Origin of the sequence: Aeromonas sp. S13(2024), from assembly GCF_041402405.1 — a bacterium.
In the GTDB taxonomy this organism is placed as follows: domain Bacteria; phylum Pseudomonadota; class Gammaproteobacteria; order Enterobacterales; family Aeromonadaceae; genus Aeromonas; species Aeromonas veronii.
Window position 1 is genome coordinate 607,334 of the sequence record NZ_JBGLRA010000001.1, and the last position, 18,569, is coordinate 625,902.

Below are 18,569 nucleotides of genomic sequence, written 5' to 3' on the forward strand. Positions count from 1 at the left end.
GGGGTTTTGTACGCACGTTTTGATACAAATGTGCCAGCGCGAAGGCTGGCGTGTTGCTGGAGTCGGCATCACCCGCACTCCTTCACTCTTGTTCTGCATCGTTATCGCCATCCAGCAGCTGATATTTGCGTAGCATGCCACGGAACTGGTGATAGCTTAAGGCCAGCAGTTGAGCGGCTTTGCGCTGATTATACTGGGATAGCTGCATCGCTTGCTTGAGTAAATTAATCTCGTACTCCGCCACCGCCTGCTTGAGATCGAGCGGCAAGGCGAGGGGGGATGCAGATTGTACCTCGCTTCGGGCCTCTTGCGCAGGTTGCGTGACCTGTGGTCGCCAGGGGGAATCAAACGGGTTGAGCACCAGGGTCGAGAGCGGCAGCTGGGGATTGCCTTGACGATAGATACTGCGCTCCACCACGTTCTTCAGCTCTCTCACATTGCCCGGCCAGTGGTAATCCAGCAGTAGCTGGGTTGCCTTGCGCGAGAAACCGGCAAACAGCGGATAGCCCAGCTCCCGGGTCATGCTGTGGGCGAAGTGCTCCGCCAGCATCAGGATATCTTCCCGCCGCTCCCGCAAGGGGGGGAGGGTGATCACATCAAACGCGAGCCGGTCGAGCAGATCGTGGCGAAACTGCCCCTTGTCGGCCAGCGCAGGGAGATCCTCGTTGGTGGCGCAGACCAGCCGCACATCCACCTTGAGGGGCTTGGCCCCACCCACCCGCTCGAACTCGCCATACTCGATGACTCGCAGCAACTTCTCCTGCACCCGGGCGCTGGTGGTGGCCAGCTCGTCGAGGAAGAGGGTGCCGCCATCGGCCCGCTCGAAGCGGCCCTGATGGCGCTTGGCCGCACCGGTAAACGATCCCGCTTCGTGACCGAACAGCTCGGTCTCCAGCAGGCTCTCGCTCAGGGTGGCGCAGTTGATGGTGACAAAGCTTTGATCCCAGCGCGCCGAGAGATAATGTAGGCGGTGGGCGATCAGCTCCTTGCCCGTCCCCCGCTCACCGATGATCAACACGGGTTTGCGCAGCGGGGCGAGCCGTGAGGCCTGCTCAATGATCTCGAGAAATGCGTTGGATTCCCCCAGCAGGCTTTCCGTGGCCGTGGTCATAGTGATCCCTGTCAGTTGTAAAAGCTGGTCAATCTTACCAAAAGTTGGTGATTTTAATCATCACTTGCGTGAGGCATCTTGCAATCCGGCTATTCTGCCCCATATAAATCAACAAGTTAAATTTTGTTCCAGATTGGCACACAAGTTGCCATTGTCAATGGAGAAACAACGCCATGCCAATAACAGGAGTGCAATCATGAGTATTTTTTCCCGTCTGGCCGACATCATCAATTCCAACCTGACGGCCCTGCTCGACAAGGCAGAAGATCCCCAGAAGATGGTGCGCCTGATCATCCAGGAGATGGAGGACGAGCTGGTCAAGGAGCGTTCCAATCTGGCCCGCTTCCTCGCCAGCCAGAAAGAGATTGGCCGTCAGGTCGCCCGTCATCAGGAGCGGGTCGACGAGTGGCAAGCCAAGGCCGAGCTGGCCCTGACCAAGGGACGTGAAGATCTGGCCCGCGCCGCCCTGATCGAGAAGAAGAAACAGACCGAGTTGTCAGAGACCCTCTACCGCGAGCAGCAAGCGGTCGACAGCGGCATCGAGAAGCTGGGTGAAGAGATCCGTCAGCTCGAAGCCAAGCTGGAAGATGCCCGCGCCCGTCAAAAGGCGATGGCCATTCGCACCGAAGCGGCCAGCAGCCGTCTCAATGTGCAGAGTCAGGTCGCCCGTGGCGAGAGCCAGGCGGTGGTGAGCAAGTTTGAGCGGATGGAGCGTCGCATCGACGAAATGGAAGCGCGCGCCGATCTGGGTCAGTCCGACAAGGCGCTGGCGCAGCAGTTTGCCGAGCTGGAAGTGGACGATCAGATAAGCAAAGAGCTGGAGGCGATGCGCCAGAAGCTGGGTCAGGGCGACAGCAAAAGCGAAGGCAAACAGGGGGAGTAACAGATGGAAGATCTGCTGGGCGTATTGATGGTTCCCATGGTGGTCTTCATGGTGGTGGTGGCCCCCATCTGGCTGGTGCTGCACTATCGTGCCAAGGGGCGCATTGGCGCCGGTCTTGCCGATAGCGAGCGGGAACAGCTGCAAGGGCTGCTGGCTCGCACCGAGAAGATGCAGGAGCGAGTGGGCGCGCTGGAGTCGATTCTGGATGCGGAAGTACCCGGTTGGAGGAACAAGGTATGAGCAGTGTCAGTCGTGAAGGGCGTAACCTCTATCGCGATCCCCAGCGTGGCAAGATAGCCGGGATCTGTGCCGGTTTGGCTGAGTATTTCGGGGTGGAGACCTGGATCGTGCGGCTGCTCGCCATCAGTGGCCTTATCTTCGCCGGTTTCATTACCTTCACCGCCTATATCGCTGCCTGGTTCTTGCTCGACAAAAAGCCGGTCACCCTCTACTCGCAAGAGGATGCCGACTTTGCCGAGGTGCGGATGAAAGCGCGCAGCTGGCAGGCGGGGATCACCCCTCATCAGGCGCTGGGCCGTATCGCGCAGGAACTTGACGCGCTGGAGCCCAGAGTTCAGCGGATCGAGAAGCTGGTGACCTCCAGGGAGTTCACCCTGCAGCGGGAGTTTCGCAAGCTGTAGTGCTTGCTCAAGCACTCAATATCGATGGTGGAATCTTCTGTGATGATCCACCATCGACGACAACTATCCAGACGTGGATAAGCGGTCGACCTCTCGCACGGCTGAGCACGCCGGATGCAACCACCAAGGGAGAACGGGTCAAGCCTTGATACTCAATAAACTGGAACAGAAGTTGACTCGCCTGCAACACAAGGCGAACGACGTGGTGAACCGGGTGCGGGATCGCCATATCCGGCTGGCGGTGACCGGCCTCTCTCGCAGCGGCAAAACCGCCTTTATCACGGCGCTGGTCAACCAGCTGGAACACGCGGCCATCGATGGCCGTTTGCCGTTGTGGGATGCCCTGCGTCAAGGGCGCATCCTCGGCGCCCGCCGGGTGCCGCAGCTCAATGCCCACATCCCCACCTTTGCCTACGAGCGTGGCCTCGACTCCCTGTTTGGCGACCCACCTGCCTGGCCAGAACCCACCCGCGGCGTGGCCGAGGTACGCCTCGAAATTCGCTATCGCACCCGCCACCCCCTGCGCAAGCATCTGGGGGAGATCTCCACCCTCTACGTGGATCTGGTGGACTACCCCGGGGAGTGGCTGCTCGACTTGCCGCTCCTTGAGATGAGCTACGAGCAGTGGAGCGAACAGGTGCGCGAGCAGCTGCGCCGCCCCGAGTTGCAGGCGCTTGCCGCCAGCTGGCTAACCCCCGGGTGGCAGGCAACGCAACCTTTTGCAGAGCGGCCGGTGGCTGAGCTTGCCGAGCGCTACACCGCCTATCTGCATGCCTGCAAACAGGAGCTGGGTCTGCACCTGATCCAGCCCGGCCGTTTCGTGTTGCCGGGGGAGTATGCCGGTGCCCCCATGCTGCAATTTGTCCCCTGGGTGTGGGAGATGCCTGATAGCGAGCCCGCTGATGGCACTCTTTACGCCACTCTCAAGCAGCGCTTCGAGCAGTACAAGCAGCATCTGGTGCAGGGTTTTTATGAGCAGCACTTTGCCGGCTTTGATCGCCAGATCGTGCTGGTGGATTGCCTGCAGCCTCTCAACGCCGGGGCGGCCAGCTTTGGCGACATGCAGCAGGCCATTGCCCGCATCATGGAGAGCTTTGCCTACGGCAAGAGCAACTGGTGGCGGCGACTCTTCTCGCCCCGTATCGACAAGCTGCTGTTTGTGGCGAGCAAGGCCGATCACGTCACCCCCGAACAGCATGCGCCCATGGTCTCCCTGCTCCAGCATCTGGTACGCAGCGGTCGCGGTCAGGCTCGTTTTGAGGGGATCACCACTGAGTGCTTGGCGCTCGCCGCCATCAAGGCGACGGAAGTTGGCAAGGGGGTGGCCAATGGCCGCGAGTTCCCGGCCATCCGTGGCACCAGCCTGAGCGGTGAGCCGCTGCTGCTGTTCCCGGGGGAGGTGCCGCCCCATATTCCCCCCGCACAATGGTGGAACAGTCAGGGCTTTGATTTTCAGGCTTTTCGCCCCATGCCCATGAGCCCCCATCAGGCGCTGCCCCATATCCGGCTCGATGCAGCGCTGGAGTTTCTGCTCGGGGATCACCTCGAATAACGGTGTGCGGTCTTGGCACCTGAGCCGAAGGCTGCGCACAGGAGAACAATGCGATGAACGATCAGATAGAAGAGCGGCCACCGCTGCAGGGCAAGGTGATCCTTGAGCCTGCCTTGACGGTGGCCAGTGACGAGCGACCGCCCACACCGGCCCAGCGGCTGGAGGAGGCGAGTTTCGAGCGCTTCGACGAGCTGGACGAGTTCACCGAGGTGGAGAGCGCCCTCGTCAGCAAACCGCGCCGCCGCCATCGGCTGCTGGCCTGGGGACTGGGGGCAGTCGGTCTGCTCTCGTTGGGCCAGTATGGCGCCTTTCTTTACGATCAATTCCTCACCACCCCGCTCTGGGGCAGCGCCTGGCTGGCGGCCTCGGCGCTGGTGGCGGCGGGGACCGCCAGTGTGGTGGGGCGCGAGTGGCTGCGACTGCGCACCCTCAAGCGGCGTCAGGATGTGCGCTCGCGAGCAGAAGATCTGCTTGCTCATCAGGGAGTCGGGCAGGGGCAGGCCTTTTGCGAAGGGTTGGCGGTCAAAAGTGGCGACAAGGGGCGCGAGGGGTATCAAACCTGGCTGGCCCAGCTCGATGAGAGCCACAGCGATCGGGAAGTGCTGACCCTCTACAGCCAGCTGGTACTCGGCGAACGCGACAAGCTGGCGCAGGCGCGGGTGGCCAAATGGTCGGGGGAGGCCGCTGTTCTGGTGGCGCTCAGCCCGCTCGCCACCGTCGACATGATGCTGATGTTGTGGCGCAACCTGCGGATGATCGAGGATATCGCCGATGTCTATGCCATCGAGCTCGGCTACTGGAGCCGCATACGCCTCATCCGTCAGGTGTTTCGCAACATGCTCTACGCCGGTGCCACCGAGCTGGTGACCGAGGTGGGGATGGACTTGCTGGGCGCCGAGTTTGCCGCCAAGCTCTCTGCCCGCGCGGCGCAAGGGGTGGGGGCTGGGCTGCTCACCGCTCGCCTTGGCCTGCGCACCATAGAGGCGTGCCGTCCGCTGCCCTGGTGTGCGGACGAGAAACCGAAACTCGGCGAGCTGCGCAAGCGGCTGATCGGCCAGCTGGCGGGGTATCTCAACAAATCCTGATAGCCCTGTCTGCACCTTGCAGCGATGACCCATGCCCCTGTTGTGCTCGCCAAGCCGCAGGGGCATGGTTTTAATCGGCAGATCATTGAGTTGGCAGCAGTGTCCGGTTTTGGCGAGGCGCCCGTTTATGGTTAAGCTGGCAGCCAATCTTACCAATCACACTCATCGTACCAATCGGCAAGGATGCCCGATGAACTTTACCTTTCGCCAGATCCGTTATTTTGTGGCCGTGGCCGACAGCTTTTCAGTGAGTCGTGCCGCTGCCGAGCTGCATATCTCCCAGTCGGCGGTGACCAGCGCCATTCGCGAGCTGGAGACCGAGCTCGGCGCCCCGCTATTCGAGCGCAATCCGCGCGGCGTCACCCTCACCACTCAGGGGCACCAGTTTTTGCTCCACGCCCGCCGCATTCTCGGCGCTATGACCGAGGCGAGCCACTCCCTCAAAGCGGTGGCCCAGCAGGATCAGGGACGACTCACCATCGGCGTGACCACCTTGGTGGCGGGTTACTACCTCTCAGAGGCGCTCGGCCGTTTTCGCCGCGCCTTTCCGGCGGTACAGATTGAGGTGAAGGAGGATGAACAGCCTTTTCTGGAGCACCAGATCGTCAACGGCGAGGTGGATGTGGGGATCCTGATGACCAACCGCACCATCCGGCAAGAGGCGTTTGATACCGAGTTGCTGACCCGCTCGCCGCTGCGGCTCTGGCTGGCCGCCAACCACCCGCTCTGTGCCGAGTCGACCCTCTCGCTCACCGCGCTGGGGGAGGAGTCGATGATCTCGCTGACCGCCGATCAGCTCGATCAGATCATCGGTGGCGGCCTGCGCCGCTACGGCATCTCCCCCCGTGTCGTACTGCGCACCGCGTCGGTGGAGGCTGTGCGCAGTCTGGTGGCGAGCCAGCTCGGGGTCGCCCTGTTGCCCGATTTTGCCTATCGCCCCTGGTCGCTGGAGCAGGAGCGGGTCGAGGCGCGCCCCATCAAGGAGCCCATTCCCGCCATCGATATCGGTCTGGTGTGGCGCCGTGGTTCTCGGCTGGATTGGACGGCGCGGGAATTTATCGATATCGCACGGGATCAGAGCCGATTGAGAGCTCGTCAGGCGCTCCCTCGCTAGCCATCTCTTGCGGGGTAGCCACCAAAAATCAGATTCATCTGCACTCGATATCGATTTAGCTGATACCTGAGCCACCAAAAATTGAAATATTCATCGTATTGCTACTCCCCTAAGCTCATTGCTGGTTAACAGGATGTTAACGCCCATGGTGGCGTTCCTTCACCTGATGCAAGTCAACACAATGCAAGGAGTGCATGATGAAATTGACCCCTCTGATGCTGGCTCTTGTTCCGGCGCTGCTGGCAGGCCAGACCCAGGCTGCCCCGACCGAGCTCGGCAAGGGTGAAGGCCAGCTCAATATCGTGGCTTGGGCTGGCTACGTTGAGCGTGGCGAGACCGACAAGAACTACGACTGGGTGACCGGATTCGAGAAAGAGACCGGCTGCAAGGTGAGCGTCAAGACGGCGGCCACCTCGGACGAGATGGTGGCCTTGATGAACGAGGGGGGCTTCGATCTGGTGACCGCCTCCGGTGATGCCAGTCTGCGTCTGATTGCCGGTGGCAAGGTGCAGGCGCTCAATCTGGCGCTCATCCCGAGCTACAGCAAGATTGATCCCCGGCTGCAAAATGCCCCTTGGCACACTGTGGATGGCAAGCACTACGGCGTGCCCTACCAGTGGGGCGGCAATATCCTGATGTACAACACCAAGGTGTTCCCCAAGGCACCGGACTCCTGGAACGTGGTGTTCGAGGAACAGACCCTGGCGGATGGCAAGTCCAACAAGGGGCGGGTGCAGGCCTTTGACGGCCCGATCCACATCGCCGATGCCGCCCTCTATCTGATGACCCATCAGCCCGCCCTGGGCATCAAGGATCCTTACGAGTTGAACGAGGATCAGTACAAGGCCTCCCTCGATCTGCTGCGCAAGCAGCGCCAGCTGGTGGGACGCTACTGGCATGATGCTTTCGTCCAGATCGATGACTTCAAGAACGAAGGGGTGGTTGCGTCAGGCTCCTGGCCGTTCCAGGCCAATGCCCTGATCGCCGACAAGCAGCCCATCGCCACCACTGTGCCGAGAGAGGGAGTGACCGGTTGGGCCGATACCAGCATGGTGCACAGCGATGCCAAGAACCTCACCTGCGCTTACAAGTGGCTGGAGCACTCCCTGAGCAACAAGCTGCAGGGGGATCTCGCCGCCTGGTTTGGCTCGGTGCCTGTGGTGCCTGCCGCCTGTGAGGGCAATGCCCTGCTGGGCCCGACCGGGTGCAAAACCAACGGTATCGACAACTTCGATCGGGTTCGCTTCTGGCGCACTCCGGTCTCCCAGTGCAAGAGCCAGGGAACTTGCGTGCCCTATTACCGCTGGGTTTCCGACTATATCGCCATTCTGGGCGGCCGCTAAGGTGGGGTGAGCAAGGTGGTCGGAACCGCTGCCACCTTGCCAACGGCAGGGGAGCTGCGCCTCCTCTGCACGACTGCCGAGAGCGGATAATCAAGCGGGCCGGACAGGAGTCGGCCCATCCCAGTACAGACAAGGACGCCCCATGAACGCCGTACAATTTGACCGGGTCAGTCGCCACTATGGCGAGGTGAAGGCGGTCGACGACATCTCTTTCCAGATCCCCTCCGGGGAATTCTTTACCCTGCTGGGGCCGAGCGGTTCCGGCAAGACCACCTGCCTGCGGATGATCGCGGGCTTTGAGTACCCGAGCGACGGGGAGATCCGCCTGTTTGGCGAACCCTGCTCCACCGTGCCCCCCTACGATCGCAACCTCAATACCGTGTTTCAGGACTACGCCCTGTTTCCCAACATGGATGTGCGCGACAACATCGGCTATGGCCTGATGCTCAAGGGGGTCGCCAAGGCACAGCGTTACCGCAAGGTGGACGAGATGCTGGAGCTGGTGCGACTGCCTGGGGTCGGCAAGCGCCGCCCAAGCCAGCTCTCCGGCGGCCAGCGCCAGCGCATCGCCATCGCCCGGGCGCTTATCAACCAGCCACGCATCCTGCTGCTGGACGAGCCGCTGGGGGCCCTCGATCTCAAGTTGCGCGAGCAGATGCAGCTTGAGCTCAAGGCGTTGCAACGCCAGTTGGGCATCACCTTTATCTTCGTCACCCACGATCAGCAGGAGGCGCTCTCAATGAGCGACCGGATCTGCATCTTCAGTCAGGGCAAGATCGAGCAGATTGCCGCCCCCGATACCATCTACGACGCTCCGGCGACGCCGTTTGTGGCCCGCTTCGTTGGCACCGTCAATCTGTTCGAAGGGGAGCAGGCCAGACGGCTGTGCGGCGACGGCAGCCAGATGATGGTGCGCCCGGAGCGGATCCGGCTCGCTGAGGCGGGTGCGCCGGGCTGGTCGGGAGAGATCCGCGAGGTGGAGTATCTGGGTCCCTTCGTCCGTTATCGGGTTGATCTCGGGGAGCAGCTCGAGATCATCGTCAACCACCCCAATGAGGGGCAGGCCCGTCTGGCCCGTGGCAGCAGGGTCAGCCTCAGCTGGCCGGAGCAGGCCATCCATCGCCTGAGCGGCGCCCATCAGGGGGCGCAGCCATGAGTGCCCCTCACAGTGCGAGTCTTGCCATGAACCATCAGCCCGAACCTGCCCGTTTCAGGCCGCTGCGGCGCCTCTCGACCCTGCTCTATGGTCGGCCCGGCCTGCTGCTGGCGATCCTGCTGGGGCCGCCGCTGCTGTGGCTCGGCATCATCTATGTCGGCTCCTTGCTGATGCTGCTTTCCAACTCCCTGTTCGGGCTGGACGAGTTTAGCGGTCAGGTGCGCCACGAGCTGGGGCTGCAAAACTTCGTCGCCCTGCTGCGACCGGAGAATCTGGATGTGATCGGCCGCACCGTCGGCATGTCGCTGCTGGTGACCCTGGCCTGCGCCCTGCTCGGTTTTCCGGTTGCCTACTACATGGCACGCTACACCAGTGGCAAGACCCGGGCGCTGTTCTATGTGGGGATCATGCTGCCGCTCTGGTCCAGCTATTTGGTACGGGTCTATGCCTGGAAGTTGATTTTGGCCAAGGAGGGGGTTGTGAGCTGGCTGGCGGACAGCATGGGGCTGGAGTGGCTGCTCGATGCCATCCTCTCCTTGCCGGTGATAGGTGGCCCGTCGCTCTCCTTCTCGCGGCTCGGCACCTTTATCGTGTTCGTCTATGTCTGGCTGCCCTTCATGATCCTGCCCATTCAGGCGGCGGTGGAGCGTATACCGCGATCCCTGCTGGAGGCGAGCAGCGATCTGGGGGCGACACCCGCCCAGACCTTTCGCAACCTGATCCTGCCGCTGGCGTTGCCCGGTGTGGTGGCGGGCTCCATCTTCACCTTCTCGCTGACCCTCGGTGATTACATCATCCCCGGCATTATCGGCAACTCGACCATGTATATCGGTCAGGTGGTCTACATGCAGCAGGGAACGGCGGGCAATCTGCCCTTTGCCGCCGCCTTCTCGCTGGTGCCGATCCTTATCATCGCCATCTATCTGGCGATTGCGAAACGACTGGGGGCTTTTGATGCGCTTTGACCCTATCGCTTTGAACCGGCAGCAAGGAGGCCGTCATGTCAGCTAGCTCAATGAGCCGTCAGGGAGAGCGCCCTTCGGGCCTGCTCAAGTACGCCGCCATCGGCGGGCTTCTGTTCCTGCACTTTCCCATTCTGTTTATCTTCCTCTACGCCTTCACCAGCGAGAGCAAGAGTTACCAGTTTCCGCCCCCCGGGCTCACCCTCAAATGGTTCGAGGTGACCCTCAATCGCCCCGATGTGTGGCGTGCTATCCAGTTGTCGCTGGAGGTAGCGGGGCTGGCGACGCTGGCAGCCATGATCCTCGGCACCTTGGCGGCAGGGGCCATTGCCCGCAGCCGCTTCTTCGGTCAGGAGGTGGTGTCGCTGTTGCTGGTGCTGCCCATCGCGCTGCCCGGTATCGTCACCGGTATCGCGCTGCGCTCGGCCTACGGCCTGATGGAGATCCCGTTCAGCTTCTGGACCATCGTTATCGGCCACGCCACCTTCTGTGTGGTGGTGGTCTACAACAATGCGCTGGCCCGTTTTCGCCGCACCAACCAGAGCCTCATCGAGGCGTCGATGGACCTCGGGGCCGACGGCTTCCAGACCCTGCGCTACGTGATCCTGCCCAATCTGGCCACGGCGCTGCTGGCGGGGGGCATGCTGGCCTTTGCCCTGAGTTTTGACGAAGTGATCGTCACCACCTTTACGGCGGGCCAGCAGACCACCCTGCCCATCTGGATGTATCAGGAGCTGATCCGTCCCCGAGACAGGCCGGTCACCAACGTGGTGGCCCTCATCATAGTGGCCTTCACCACTATCCCCATTTTGCTTGCCTACTACCTCACTCGCGACACCCATGATGTTGCTGGCAGTGGCAAATGATGACTCAACGCGTGCGCAAGGATGCAACCATGAAACTCTCTACCCAACTCTTGATTGATGGCCAGTTTGTGACCGGCGAGGGGCAGGCCGAACCCATTCTCAACCCGGCCAACGGCGAACAGATCGCCGCCGTGCCCGAAGCCTCGTTCGAACAGGTGAACCGGGCGGTGAACGGTGCCCAGCGCGCCTTCGCCCAGTGGAGCCGCACTACCCCTGCCCAGCGCAGCAACCTGCTGCTGCGTCTGGCGGAGCTCGTCGAGCGCCACGCCGAGGAGTTTGCGGCGCTCGAATCCCTCAACTGCGGCAAACCCTATCTGGCCGTGCTCAACGACGAGTTGCCCGCGGTGGTGGACTGCTTCCGCTTCTTTGCCGGGGCGGCCCGCTGCCTGCAAGGGCCGTTGGCGGGGGAGTATCTCGAGGGGCACACCAGTATGATCCGGCGCGATCCCATAGGTGTTGTGGGCAGTATCGCCCCCTGGAACTACCCGCTGATGATGGCGGCCTGGAAGATGGCGCCGGTGCTGGCGGCGGGCAATACGGTGGTGCTCAAACCCTCCGAGCAGACCCCGCTCACCGCCTTGCGGCTTGCCGAACTGGCCAGCGAGATCTTCCCTCGCGGCGTCATCAACGTCATCTGCGGGCGGGGGGAAAGCGTGGGGGCGCCGCTGGTGGAGCACCCGCTGGTGCGGATGGTGTCGCTCACCGGCGATATCGCCACCGGCCAGAAGATCCTGCAGAGCGCCGCCCGCACCATGAAGCGCACCCACCTTGAGCTGGGGGGTAAGGCACCGGTGATCATCTTCGACGATGCGGATCTGGAGGCGGTGGTGGCGGGCATTCGCACCTTCGGTTTCTATAACGCCGGCCAGGACTGCACCGCCGCCTGCCGTATCTATGCCCAGGGCAAGATCTACGACAAGTTTGTCGCCGCCATGACCGATGCGGTGGCCTCCATCAAGGTGGGCAGCCAATACGAGGAGGGGGTGGAGATGGGGCCGCTTATCTCGGACAGACAGCGCAACCGGGTCGCCAGCTTTGTCGAGCGAGCCCAGAGCAGCGGTCATGTGGAGGTGACGGCGGGGGGCAAGATCCGTCCCGGCAACGGCTTCTTCTTCGAGCCGACCCTGATTGTCGGGGCCCGTCAGGAGGATGAGATCGTGCGCCGCGAGGTGTTTGGCCCCGTGGTGTCGGTGACCCGTTTCAACGATGCCGAGCAGGTGGTGCAGTGGGCCAACGACTCGGACTATGGCCTCGCCTCGTCGGTCTGGACCAAAGATCTGAGCCTCGCCAGCAAGGTGGCCAGCCACCTGCAATATGGCTGCACCTGGATCAATACCCACTTCATGCTCACCTCCGAGATGCCCCACGGCGGCATGAAGATGTCGGGCTACGGCAAGGATCTCTCCCTCTATGCGCTGGAGGATTGCACGGTGCCGCGCCATATCATGGTCAAGCTGTAGTGGGGATTGGTTAGCGGGTTGTCACAATTTATTTACAACTGATTCAGGCAGCCGACTCATGGGTCGGCTGCTTTTTTTGTTGCCATTTCGTTACAGTGAAGTCGTGATGAAACGGCAAGGCGCCTTGATATGGCGCCAGAGGATGGAACCGCTATGGCAACCTTTTACACCGCCCACCAGCCGGATGCTGACGGGGTGATCCACTACAGCAACGAGGAGCATGGTACCTGGCAGATCCTGATCGAACGTCAGTTCGCCGCTCTCGATGGCAAGGGGTGTAACGAGTATCTGGCCGGTCTCGACAGACTGGGGCTGCCCCGTGATCGCATCCCCCAGCTGGCCGAGATCAATGCCGTCTTGCAGCCTGCGACCGGCTGGTCGGTGGCGGCGGTGCCTGCGCTTATTTCGTTCGATCGCTTCTTCGCCCTGCTAGCCAACCGCCAGTTTCCGGTAGCGACCTTTATCCGGCGCCGGGACGAGCTCGACTACCTGCAAGAGCCGGATATCTTTCACGAGATCTTCGGCCACTGCGCCATGCTGACCAATCCGGCCTTTGCTCACTTTACCCACCTCTACGGTCAGTTGGGGCAGCAGGCGAGCAAGGAGCAGCGGGTCTTTCTGGCGCGGCTCTACTGGTTCACCGTGGAGTTTGGTCTCTTGGCAACGCCCGACGGGCTGCGTATCTACGGTGGCGGCATTCTCTCCTCCATCGGTGAGACCGCCTATGCCCTTTCCGGCAAGCCGCTGTTGCAACCCTTCGATCTACTGACCGTGCTGCGCACCCCGTATCGCATCGACATCATGCAGCCCACCTATTTTGTGCTGCCGAGTCTCGATCATCTCTACCAGCTGACCGGGGAGGAGATCATGGCTGCTCTGGCCGAGGCCAGTCGGCTTGGCCTCTATCCGCCGCGCTTTGAGGTTCCCGTTGGCAAACAGGCGAGCTGACCAAAAGCAAACAACCCTATTTCATTTTCATTAATTCAAGCAGGAGTAACCCATGTCCGAACTGGCCAGCCAGCAGTGTGAAGCGTGCCGCGCCGATGCCCCCAAGGTGAGCGATGAGGAGCTGCGCGAGCTGATGCAGCTTATTCCCGACTGGCAGCCGCTGGTGGAGGAGGGGGCGCTGCAACTGCGGCGAGAATTTACATTTCGCAACTTCAAGGAGGCGCTGGCGTTTACCAACCGCCTGGGCGAGCTGGCAGAAGCGGAGTTCCATCATCCGGCCATCCTGACCGAGTGGGGCAAGGTGACCGTCAGCTGGTGGACGCACAAGATCGGCGGATTACACCGCAACGACTTCATCATGGCGGCGCGCACCGATCAGTTGCTCCGGTAATCGCACCCCACACCAGCGTCATCGGTTGACCCGGGCCTGCCTGCGAAAGTGGGGCAGGCCCGCATTTTTATGGGCTGGCGCTCGCACTGGGGGGATCGAGACTGTATTATCCGCTCATTCATAGAGTTAGCTAGGAAGTGTGTCCCGAATGCGTCTTGAAGTCAGCTGTGAAGACCGCCTGGGCCTGACCCGGGAACTGCTCGACCGCCTGGTGGAGCACAATATCGATCTGCGCGGCATCGAAATCGATACCTCAGGCATCATCTATCTCAACTTTCCCGAGCTGGAGTTCAGTGATTTTCAGCACCTGATGCCGGAGATCCGCCGCATTCCCGGCGTCTACGACGTCAAGACCATCCCCTACATGCCTTCCGAGCGAGAGCATCACGAGATCGAGGCGTTGCTCAAGGCGCTGCCGGATCTGGTCTTCTCCCTCGACAGCAAGGGCAAGGTGACCCAGGCCAACCAGTCTGCCCTCACCACCCTCGGCTTGCCGGTGGAGGAGGTACGCGGCGTGGCGCTCGGTTCGCTGGTCAAGGGTTTCTCCTTCACCCGCTGGCTGGAGGCGAGCGAGATCAAGCCGCAGACCTGCAAGCTCAGTTTCAATGGCGAAGAGTATCTGGCAGATCTGATGCCGCTGTTCGTGGCAGAAGCCCGCGGCAAGCAGGCGCTGGCCGGGGCCGTGGTGGTGCTCAAATCTGCCCGTCGGGTCGGCCTGCACTTCAGCGCGCTTCATGCGGTGGAAGTGGGGGGCTTCGAGCATCTGCAGGCCGAGAGCCCCAAGATGAAAGAGGTGCTGTCGCAAGCGCGCAAACTGGCGATGCAGGACGCGCCGCTGCTGATTGTCGGTGAGACCGGTACCGGCAAGGAGCTGCTGGCCCGTGCCTGTCACGGGGCCAGCCTGCGCTCCAGCCACCCCTTTATGGCCCTCAACTGCGCCGCCATGCCCGATAACGTGGCCGAGAGCGAGCTGTTTGGTTATGCCCCCGGCGCCTTTGGCAACAACACCGAGGGCAAGCGCGGCGTGCTGGAGCTGGCGAGCGGCGGCACCCTGATGCTGGACGAGATCGGCGACATGTCTCCCCATCTGCAGACCAAGTTCCTGCGGGTATTGCAGGATGGGGTGTTCCGCCGGGTCGGTGACGAGCAAGAGGTGAAGGTCAACGTGCGTTTCATCTGCACCACCCAGAAGCAGTTGCTGGATCTGGTGCACGAAGGAACCTTCCGCGAGGATCTCTACTACCGTCTCAACGTGCTCAGTCTGGCGCTGCCGCCCCTGCGCGAGCGCAAGGCAGACATCATGGTGCTGGCCCAGCAGTTTGTCTCTCGCTTTGCCAGCGAATTGCAGCGTCCGCGCCCGCGCTTTACCCGCAACATGGCCGACTACCTGACCGCCTACCGCTGGCCGGGCAACGTGCGTCAGCTGCGCAACTGTCTCTACCGTGCCATGACCCTGCTGGAAGGGGATGAACTGGGGCCCGAGCAGATCGACCTGCCGGTGGCGGCCGATACCATGCCGCTGATCGACGAGTGGTTTGAGGGGAATCTCGACGATGCGGTGAAGCGCTTCGAGAGCCAGCTGCTGGCCCGGCTCTATCCCGCCTTCCCATCGACGCGCCAGCTGGCCAAACGCCTGGGCGTGTCGCATACCGCCATCGCCAACAAGCTGCGAGAATACGGCATCAGCAAGAAGTGATTTCCGTCTTGTTGCCTGCCACCAGAGAGCCCGTTACCAGACGGGCTCTCCGTTTTCTTTACACGAACTCTGTAGTTGATGGCGGGGTGAGACTTGTCAGGCCAGTGTCAGCCAACTTACTATCTGGGTTCATGTACCCGAACCGCAATGCCATAGCAGCGGTATTGTCAAGGCGACTACCTCCCGATCATGCTGTTACTCTTTCCCCCCCGTTTAACTGCCCGTCTGGCGCTCCTGTTGGTTGCGTTTGGCCTGCTGTTGCCCCGCGCGCAGGCGGAAACGGCCGCAGAGAGCCGGGCGACGGCGGTCAGGGAGCTGGTGCTCGATATCATGAGTTACACCCGCTGGCCCACCGAGCCTGCGGTGCTGCGTATGTGCGTGGCGGCGCCGACCGAATATGCCGGCGCCCTCTTTACCATCGATCGTCAAGCCAATGGCCGTACCGTGCAGGTCCATCGTTACGAGGCGAGCGATCCGGCCATCAGCGATCACTGCGATGTGCTCTATCTGGGGGTACTCGACGAGCCGACCCGGATTGCGCTGTTTGCCCGCCTGCAGGGACACCCAGTGCTTAGCATCAGCGAATACAACCACGACTGTTCCACCAGCTCGGTGTTCTGCCTGCAGACCTCGCCGGACAGCGTGCGGGTGCGGTTTAAAGTGAACCTCGATGCCCTGGCCCTGAGCGGCGTGCGGGTGCATCCCGCCGTGCTCAAGCTGGCCCATGCCGACAAGGGGGTCCCATGAGACGACAGGTGAGCGCGGCTCCCCGCCGTCTGACCCTGCGTCAGAGCCTGGGGCGAACCCATCTGGTGGCCGCCATCACAGCCGTCAGTGTGGCGGGACTCTTTTTTACTCTGGTGGCCCTGCTGGTAGTGCGTTTTTACGCCGACCACAATCTGGAGCTGGTAGCCCGCGCCATCAGCTACAGCGCCGAGGCGGCGGTGGTGTTCCACGATGAGGAGGCGGCGAGCGAGGCGCTCAGTGGCATCGTTGCCAAGGAAGAGGTGGCCCAAGCCACTATCGTGCTGACAAATGGCCAGCTGCTCGCCAGTTGGGAGCGCCCCAGAAGCAACCCGCTGGTGACGCTCGAAGACTATCTGGCCCAACTGCTGATGCCGGGGCCTGTCAAACTCCCCATGCTGCGGGGTGGTGAGCAGATCGCCACCATCGAGCTGCGCGGCCACGGTGAATATCTGTTGCTGTTTTTGCTCTCGGCGCTGCTGGTGATGGTAGTTTGCCTGATGCTGAGCGCCATGGTGGCACTCTATGTGGCCGACCGGATGCAGGTCTCCATCACCGCACCGCTGCGCAAACTGGCACTTGTCGCCCACTCGGTACGTCGACAACGCACCCTGGGGATGCGGGCGCCACCGGCCGATATCGTCGAGATTAACGAGCTGGGGGATGACTTCAACTCCCTGCTGGACGAGCTGCAAGCCTGGCAGGCCCAGCAGGCCCGCGAAAATGCCAGCCTGCTCCATCAGGCTACCCACGATGCCCTTACCGGACTGCCCAATCGCGCCCTGTTTGAAGCGCGGCTCGCGCAGGCCATCTCCCTCGGCGAGCAAGAGGGGTTTGCGCTGCTCTATCTCGACTGCGATCGCTTCAAGCAAATTAATGACACGCTGGGGCACAACGCCGGTGACGATGTGCTGATCGCGCTCTCAAGACGGGTGCAACATCAGTTGCGTCCGGATGATCTGGTGTTTCGCCTCGGTGGTGACGAGTTTGCGGTGCTGGTTGGCCCACTCCAGCGACAGCATGAGGTGGAAGAGGTGATTGGCCGCATCCAGCAGGCGATGAGCGAACCGGTGGCGCTGCGTGACGGTCGTCAGCTGGTGGCCGAGGTGAGTGTCGGCTTCGCCGTCTATCAGGCGGGTATGAGTGCCAGCGTGCTGTGTGATCAGGCCGATGCAGCCATGTATCTGGCGAAACGGGCGCGCCGCAGCGAACAGCAAACCATCGCCTGACTGGCAAGAATAACAACATAAACAAGGAGCAAACCATGAAGATCACCCACCTGTTGAAAGTGACCCTGCTGGGGTTGATGTTGTCACTGCTGGCCGGTTGCCAGAGTGCCCCCAAGGGGTTGACCCCGGAGCAGATCGCCGTGCTCAAGGAGCAGGGCTTTTATCTGACCGATGAGGGGTGGACGCTGGATCTGGCCAACCGGGTGCTGTTTGCCAACAACGTGGGGGCGCTCAATCCCCAGACTCGCCAATCCGTTGAAAAACTGGGTAAAACACTGCTTGGCGTAGGGTTGGACAAGGCGCGGGTGGATGGGCACACTGACAATACCGGCGAGAGCAGCTACAACCAGCAACTCTCCCTGAAGCGGGCCCAGTCGGTGGCCGATGTGCTGGTCTCGGTCGGCATGAAACCGGCCAATCTGGAGATCCATGGCCGTGGCGAGACCATGCCGCTGGCGGATAACAAGACCAGAGAGGGCCGGGCCGCCAACCGCCGGGTTGCCATCGTCATCAGCGATCAATAACCCTTCTCATCATTTCATTACCCATAAAAAAGAGCGCCCGATCGGCGCTCTTTTTGATCGCGACAGCTGGGGTCGCGAGGGCATGTGGGGCAGGGTTACTGCGCGCTATTTTGCCCGTTATTGTCGTGATGGCTGCGCAGGCGGATGTTGATCATCTCCACCACCAGCGAGAAGGCCATGGCGAAGTAGATGTAGCCCTTCGGAATATGCAGGTCCATCCCCTCGGCCATCAGGGCGAAGCCCACTAGGGTGAGGAAGGAGAGGGCCAGCATCTTGATGGTGGGGTGGTTATCGACGAAATCACCGATGGATTTGGCGGCAAACATCATGATGAAGACGGCAATCATGATGGCCAGCACCATCACCGGCACGTGATCGGCCATGCCGACCGCGGTGATCACCGAGTCGAGGCTGAACACGATATCGAGGATGGCGATCTGGATCAGGGTGCTGATAAAGCCCGAGGCCGCTTTGCTGACGCTCTCCGGCTCGGCCGCCCCTTCCAGGGTGACGTGGATCTCGTGGGCACTCTTGCCGATGAGGAACAGGCCCCCCAGCAGCAGGATCAGATCGCGGCCGGAGATGGCTTCACCCAGCACGGTGAAGAGCGGATCGGTGAGGCGCATCACCCAGGCCAGCGAGAGCAGCAGCAGGATCCGGGTACCCATGGCGAGCCCCAGACCCAGAATGCGCGCTTTTTGACGCTGCGCCTCCGGCAGGCGACCTACCAGGATGGAGATAAAGATGATGTTGTCGATGCCCAGCACGATCTCGAGCAGGGTAAGGGTGGCGAGTGCGACCCAGGCAGAGGGATCAAGAACCCATTCCAGCATGATTGAACCTTGGTTGAAAATTGGTTGGAAA

Annotated in this window: 19 protein-coding genes; 17 read left to right on the forward strand and 2 right to left on the reverse strand. The window is 61.8% G+C overall.

All coding sequences use genetic code 11. The features are described 5' to 3' along the window. Positions 1–82: 82 nt before the first annotated feature. Entirely contained in the window at positions 83–1,111 is a 1,029-nt protein-coding gene (gene pspF / locus ACB042_RS02690; RefSeq protein WP_371177734.1) for a phage shock protein operon transcriptional activator, read from the reverse strand. A gap of 196 nt (positions 1,112–1,307) precedes the next feature. Between pspF and pspA the strand changes: the two genes are divergently transcribed. From pspA to ACB042_RS02775, 17 genes are all read left to right on the forward strand, one after another. Beyond that, positions 1,308–1,994 carry a phage shock protein PspA gene (gene pspA / locus ACB042_RS02695; protein ID WP_064341193.1) on the forward strand — a complete coding sequence of 229 codons (687 nt, stop codon included), beginning with the start codon at positions 1,308–1,310 and terminating at the stop codon, positions 1,992–1,994. A gap of 3 nt (positions 1,995–1,997) precedes the next feature. Then, complete coding sequence (gene pspB, locus ACB042_RS02700) at positions 1,998–2,234, forward strand: envelope stress response membrane protein PspB (protein WP_005333672.1); 237 nt, start codon at positions 1,998–2,000, stop codon at positions 2,232–2,234. Then, entirely contained in the window at positions 2,231–2,635 is a 405-nt protein-coding gene (gene pspC, locus ACB042_RS02705; RefSeq protein ID WP_005333670.1) for an envelope stress response membrane protein PspC, read from the forward strand. Before pspB ends, pspC begins: the two co-directional genes overlap by 4 nt. A gap of 145 nt (positions 2,636–2,780) precedes the next feature. Further along, positions 2,781–4,187: a YcjX family protein gene (locus tag ACB042_RS02710; RefSeq protein ID WP_144712750.1), complete on the forward strand. Its 1,407-nt coding sequence runs from the start codon at positions 2,781–2,783 to the stop codon at positions 4,185–4,187. A 53-nt stretch (positions 4,188–4,240) separates the two neighbouring features. Then, a complete protein-coding gene (locus tag ACB042_RS02715; RefSeq protein WP_371177735.1) occupies positions 4,241–5,272 on the forward strand; it encodes a YcjF family protein in 1,032 nt (343 codons plus the stop codon). Positions 5,273–5,462: 190 nt separating this feature from the next. Beyond that, positions 5,463–6,386 (forward strand): LysR family transcriptional regulator, encoded by a 924-nt coding sequence (locus ACB042_RS02720; RefSeq protein WP_144712754.1) that lies wholly within the window; start codon positions 5,463–5,465, stop codon positions 6,384–6,386. Between the two features lie 197 nt (positions 6,387–6,583). Next, positions 6,584–7,729, forward strand: coding sequence for an ABC transporter substrate-binding protein (locus ACB042_RS02725; protein ID WP_144712756.1), 1,146 nt, complete (start codon positions 6,584–6,586; stop codon positions 7,727–7,729). 142 nt (positions 7,730–7,871) lie between these two features. Beyond that, positions 7,872–8,885 (forward strand): ABC transporter ATP-binding protein, encoded by a 1,014-nt coding sequence (locus tag ACB042_RS02730; protein ID WP_019444921.1) that lies wholly within the window; start codon positions 7,872–7,874, stop codon positions 8,883–8,885. Next, positions 8,882–9,850 carry an ABC transporter permease gene (locus ACB042_RS02735; protein ID WP_005346227.1) on the forward strand — a complete coding sequence of 323 codons (969 nt, stop codon included), beginning with the start codon at positions 8,882–8,884 and terminating at the stop codon, positions 9,848–9,850. Before ACB042_RS02730 ends, ACB042_RS02735 begins: the two co-directional genes overlap by 4 nt. Positions 9,851–9,885: 35 nt before the next feature. Then, positions 9,886–10,713 (forward strand): ABC transporter permease, encoded by an 828-nt coding sequence (locus ACB042_RS02740; protein ID WP_019444920.1) that lies wholly within the window; start codon positions 9,886–9,888, stop codon positions 10,711–10,713. A gap of 29 nt (positions 10,714–10,742) precedes the next feature. After that, positions 10,743–12,173: a gamma-aminobutyraldehyde dehydrogenase gene (locus ACB042_RS02745; RefSeq protein ID WP_371177736.1), complete on the forward strand. Its 1,431-nt coding sequence runs from the start codon at positions 10,743–10,745 to the stop codon at positions 12,171–12,173. A gap of 153 nt (positions 12,174–12,326) precedes the next feature. Then, positions 12,327–13,121: a phenylalanine 4-monooxygenase gene (phhA, locus tag ACB042_RS02750; RefSeq protein WP_129503874.1), complete on the forward strand. Its 795-nt coding sequence runs from the start codon at positions 12,327–12,329 to the stop codon at positions 13,119–13,121. Positions 13,122–13,173: 52 nt separating this feature from the next. Beyond that, a complete protein-coding gene (locus ACB042_RS02755; protein ID WP_042052889.1) occupies positions 13,174–13,512 on the forward strand; it encodes a 4a-hydroxytetrahydrobiopterin dehydratase in 339 nt (112 codons plus the stop codon). 148 nt (positions 13,513–13,660) lie between these two features. Continuing rightward, positions 13,661–15,208 carry a transcriptional regulator TyrR gene (tyrR, locus tag ACB042_RS02760; RefSeq protein WP_005333656.1) on the forward strand — a complete coding sequence of 516 codons (1,548 nt, stop codon included), beginning with the start codon at positions 13,661–13,663 and terminating at the stop codon, positions 15,206–15,208. 189 nt (positions 15,209–15,397) lie between these two features. Beyond that, positions 15,398–15,955 carry a YfiR family protein gene (locus tag ACB042_RS02765; protein WP_371177737.1) on the forward strand — a complete coding sequence of 186 codons (558 nt, stop codon included), beginning with the start codon at positions 15,398–15,400 and terminating at the stop codon, positions 15,953–15,955. Further along, positions 15,952–17,181 carry a diguanylate cyclase domain-containing protein gene (locus tag ACB042_RS02770; protein ID WP_005361161.1) on the forward strand — a complete coding sequence of 410 codons (1,230 nt, stop codon included), beginning with the start codon at positions 15,952–15,954 and terminating at the stop codon, positions 17,179–17,181. The genes ACB042_RS02765 and ACB042_RS02770 overlap by 4 nt, the downstream gene beginning before the upstream one ends. A 35-nt stretch (positions 17,182–17,216) precedes the next feature. After that, entirely contained in the window at positions 17,217–17,705 is a 489-nt protein-coding gene (locus ACB042_RS02775; protein WP_005333642.1) for an OmpA family protein, read from the forward strand. Between the two features lie 95 nt (positions 17,706–17,800). Here the strand turns inward: ACB042_RS02775 and ACB042_RS02780 are convergent, their stop codons facing one another. Next, entirely contained in the window at positions 17,801–18,538 is a 738-nt protein-coding gene (locus ACB042_RS02780) for a TerC family protein (RefSeq protein WP_042083356.1), read from the reverse strand. Positions 18,539–18,569 lie beyond the last annotated feature (31 nt).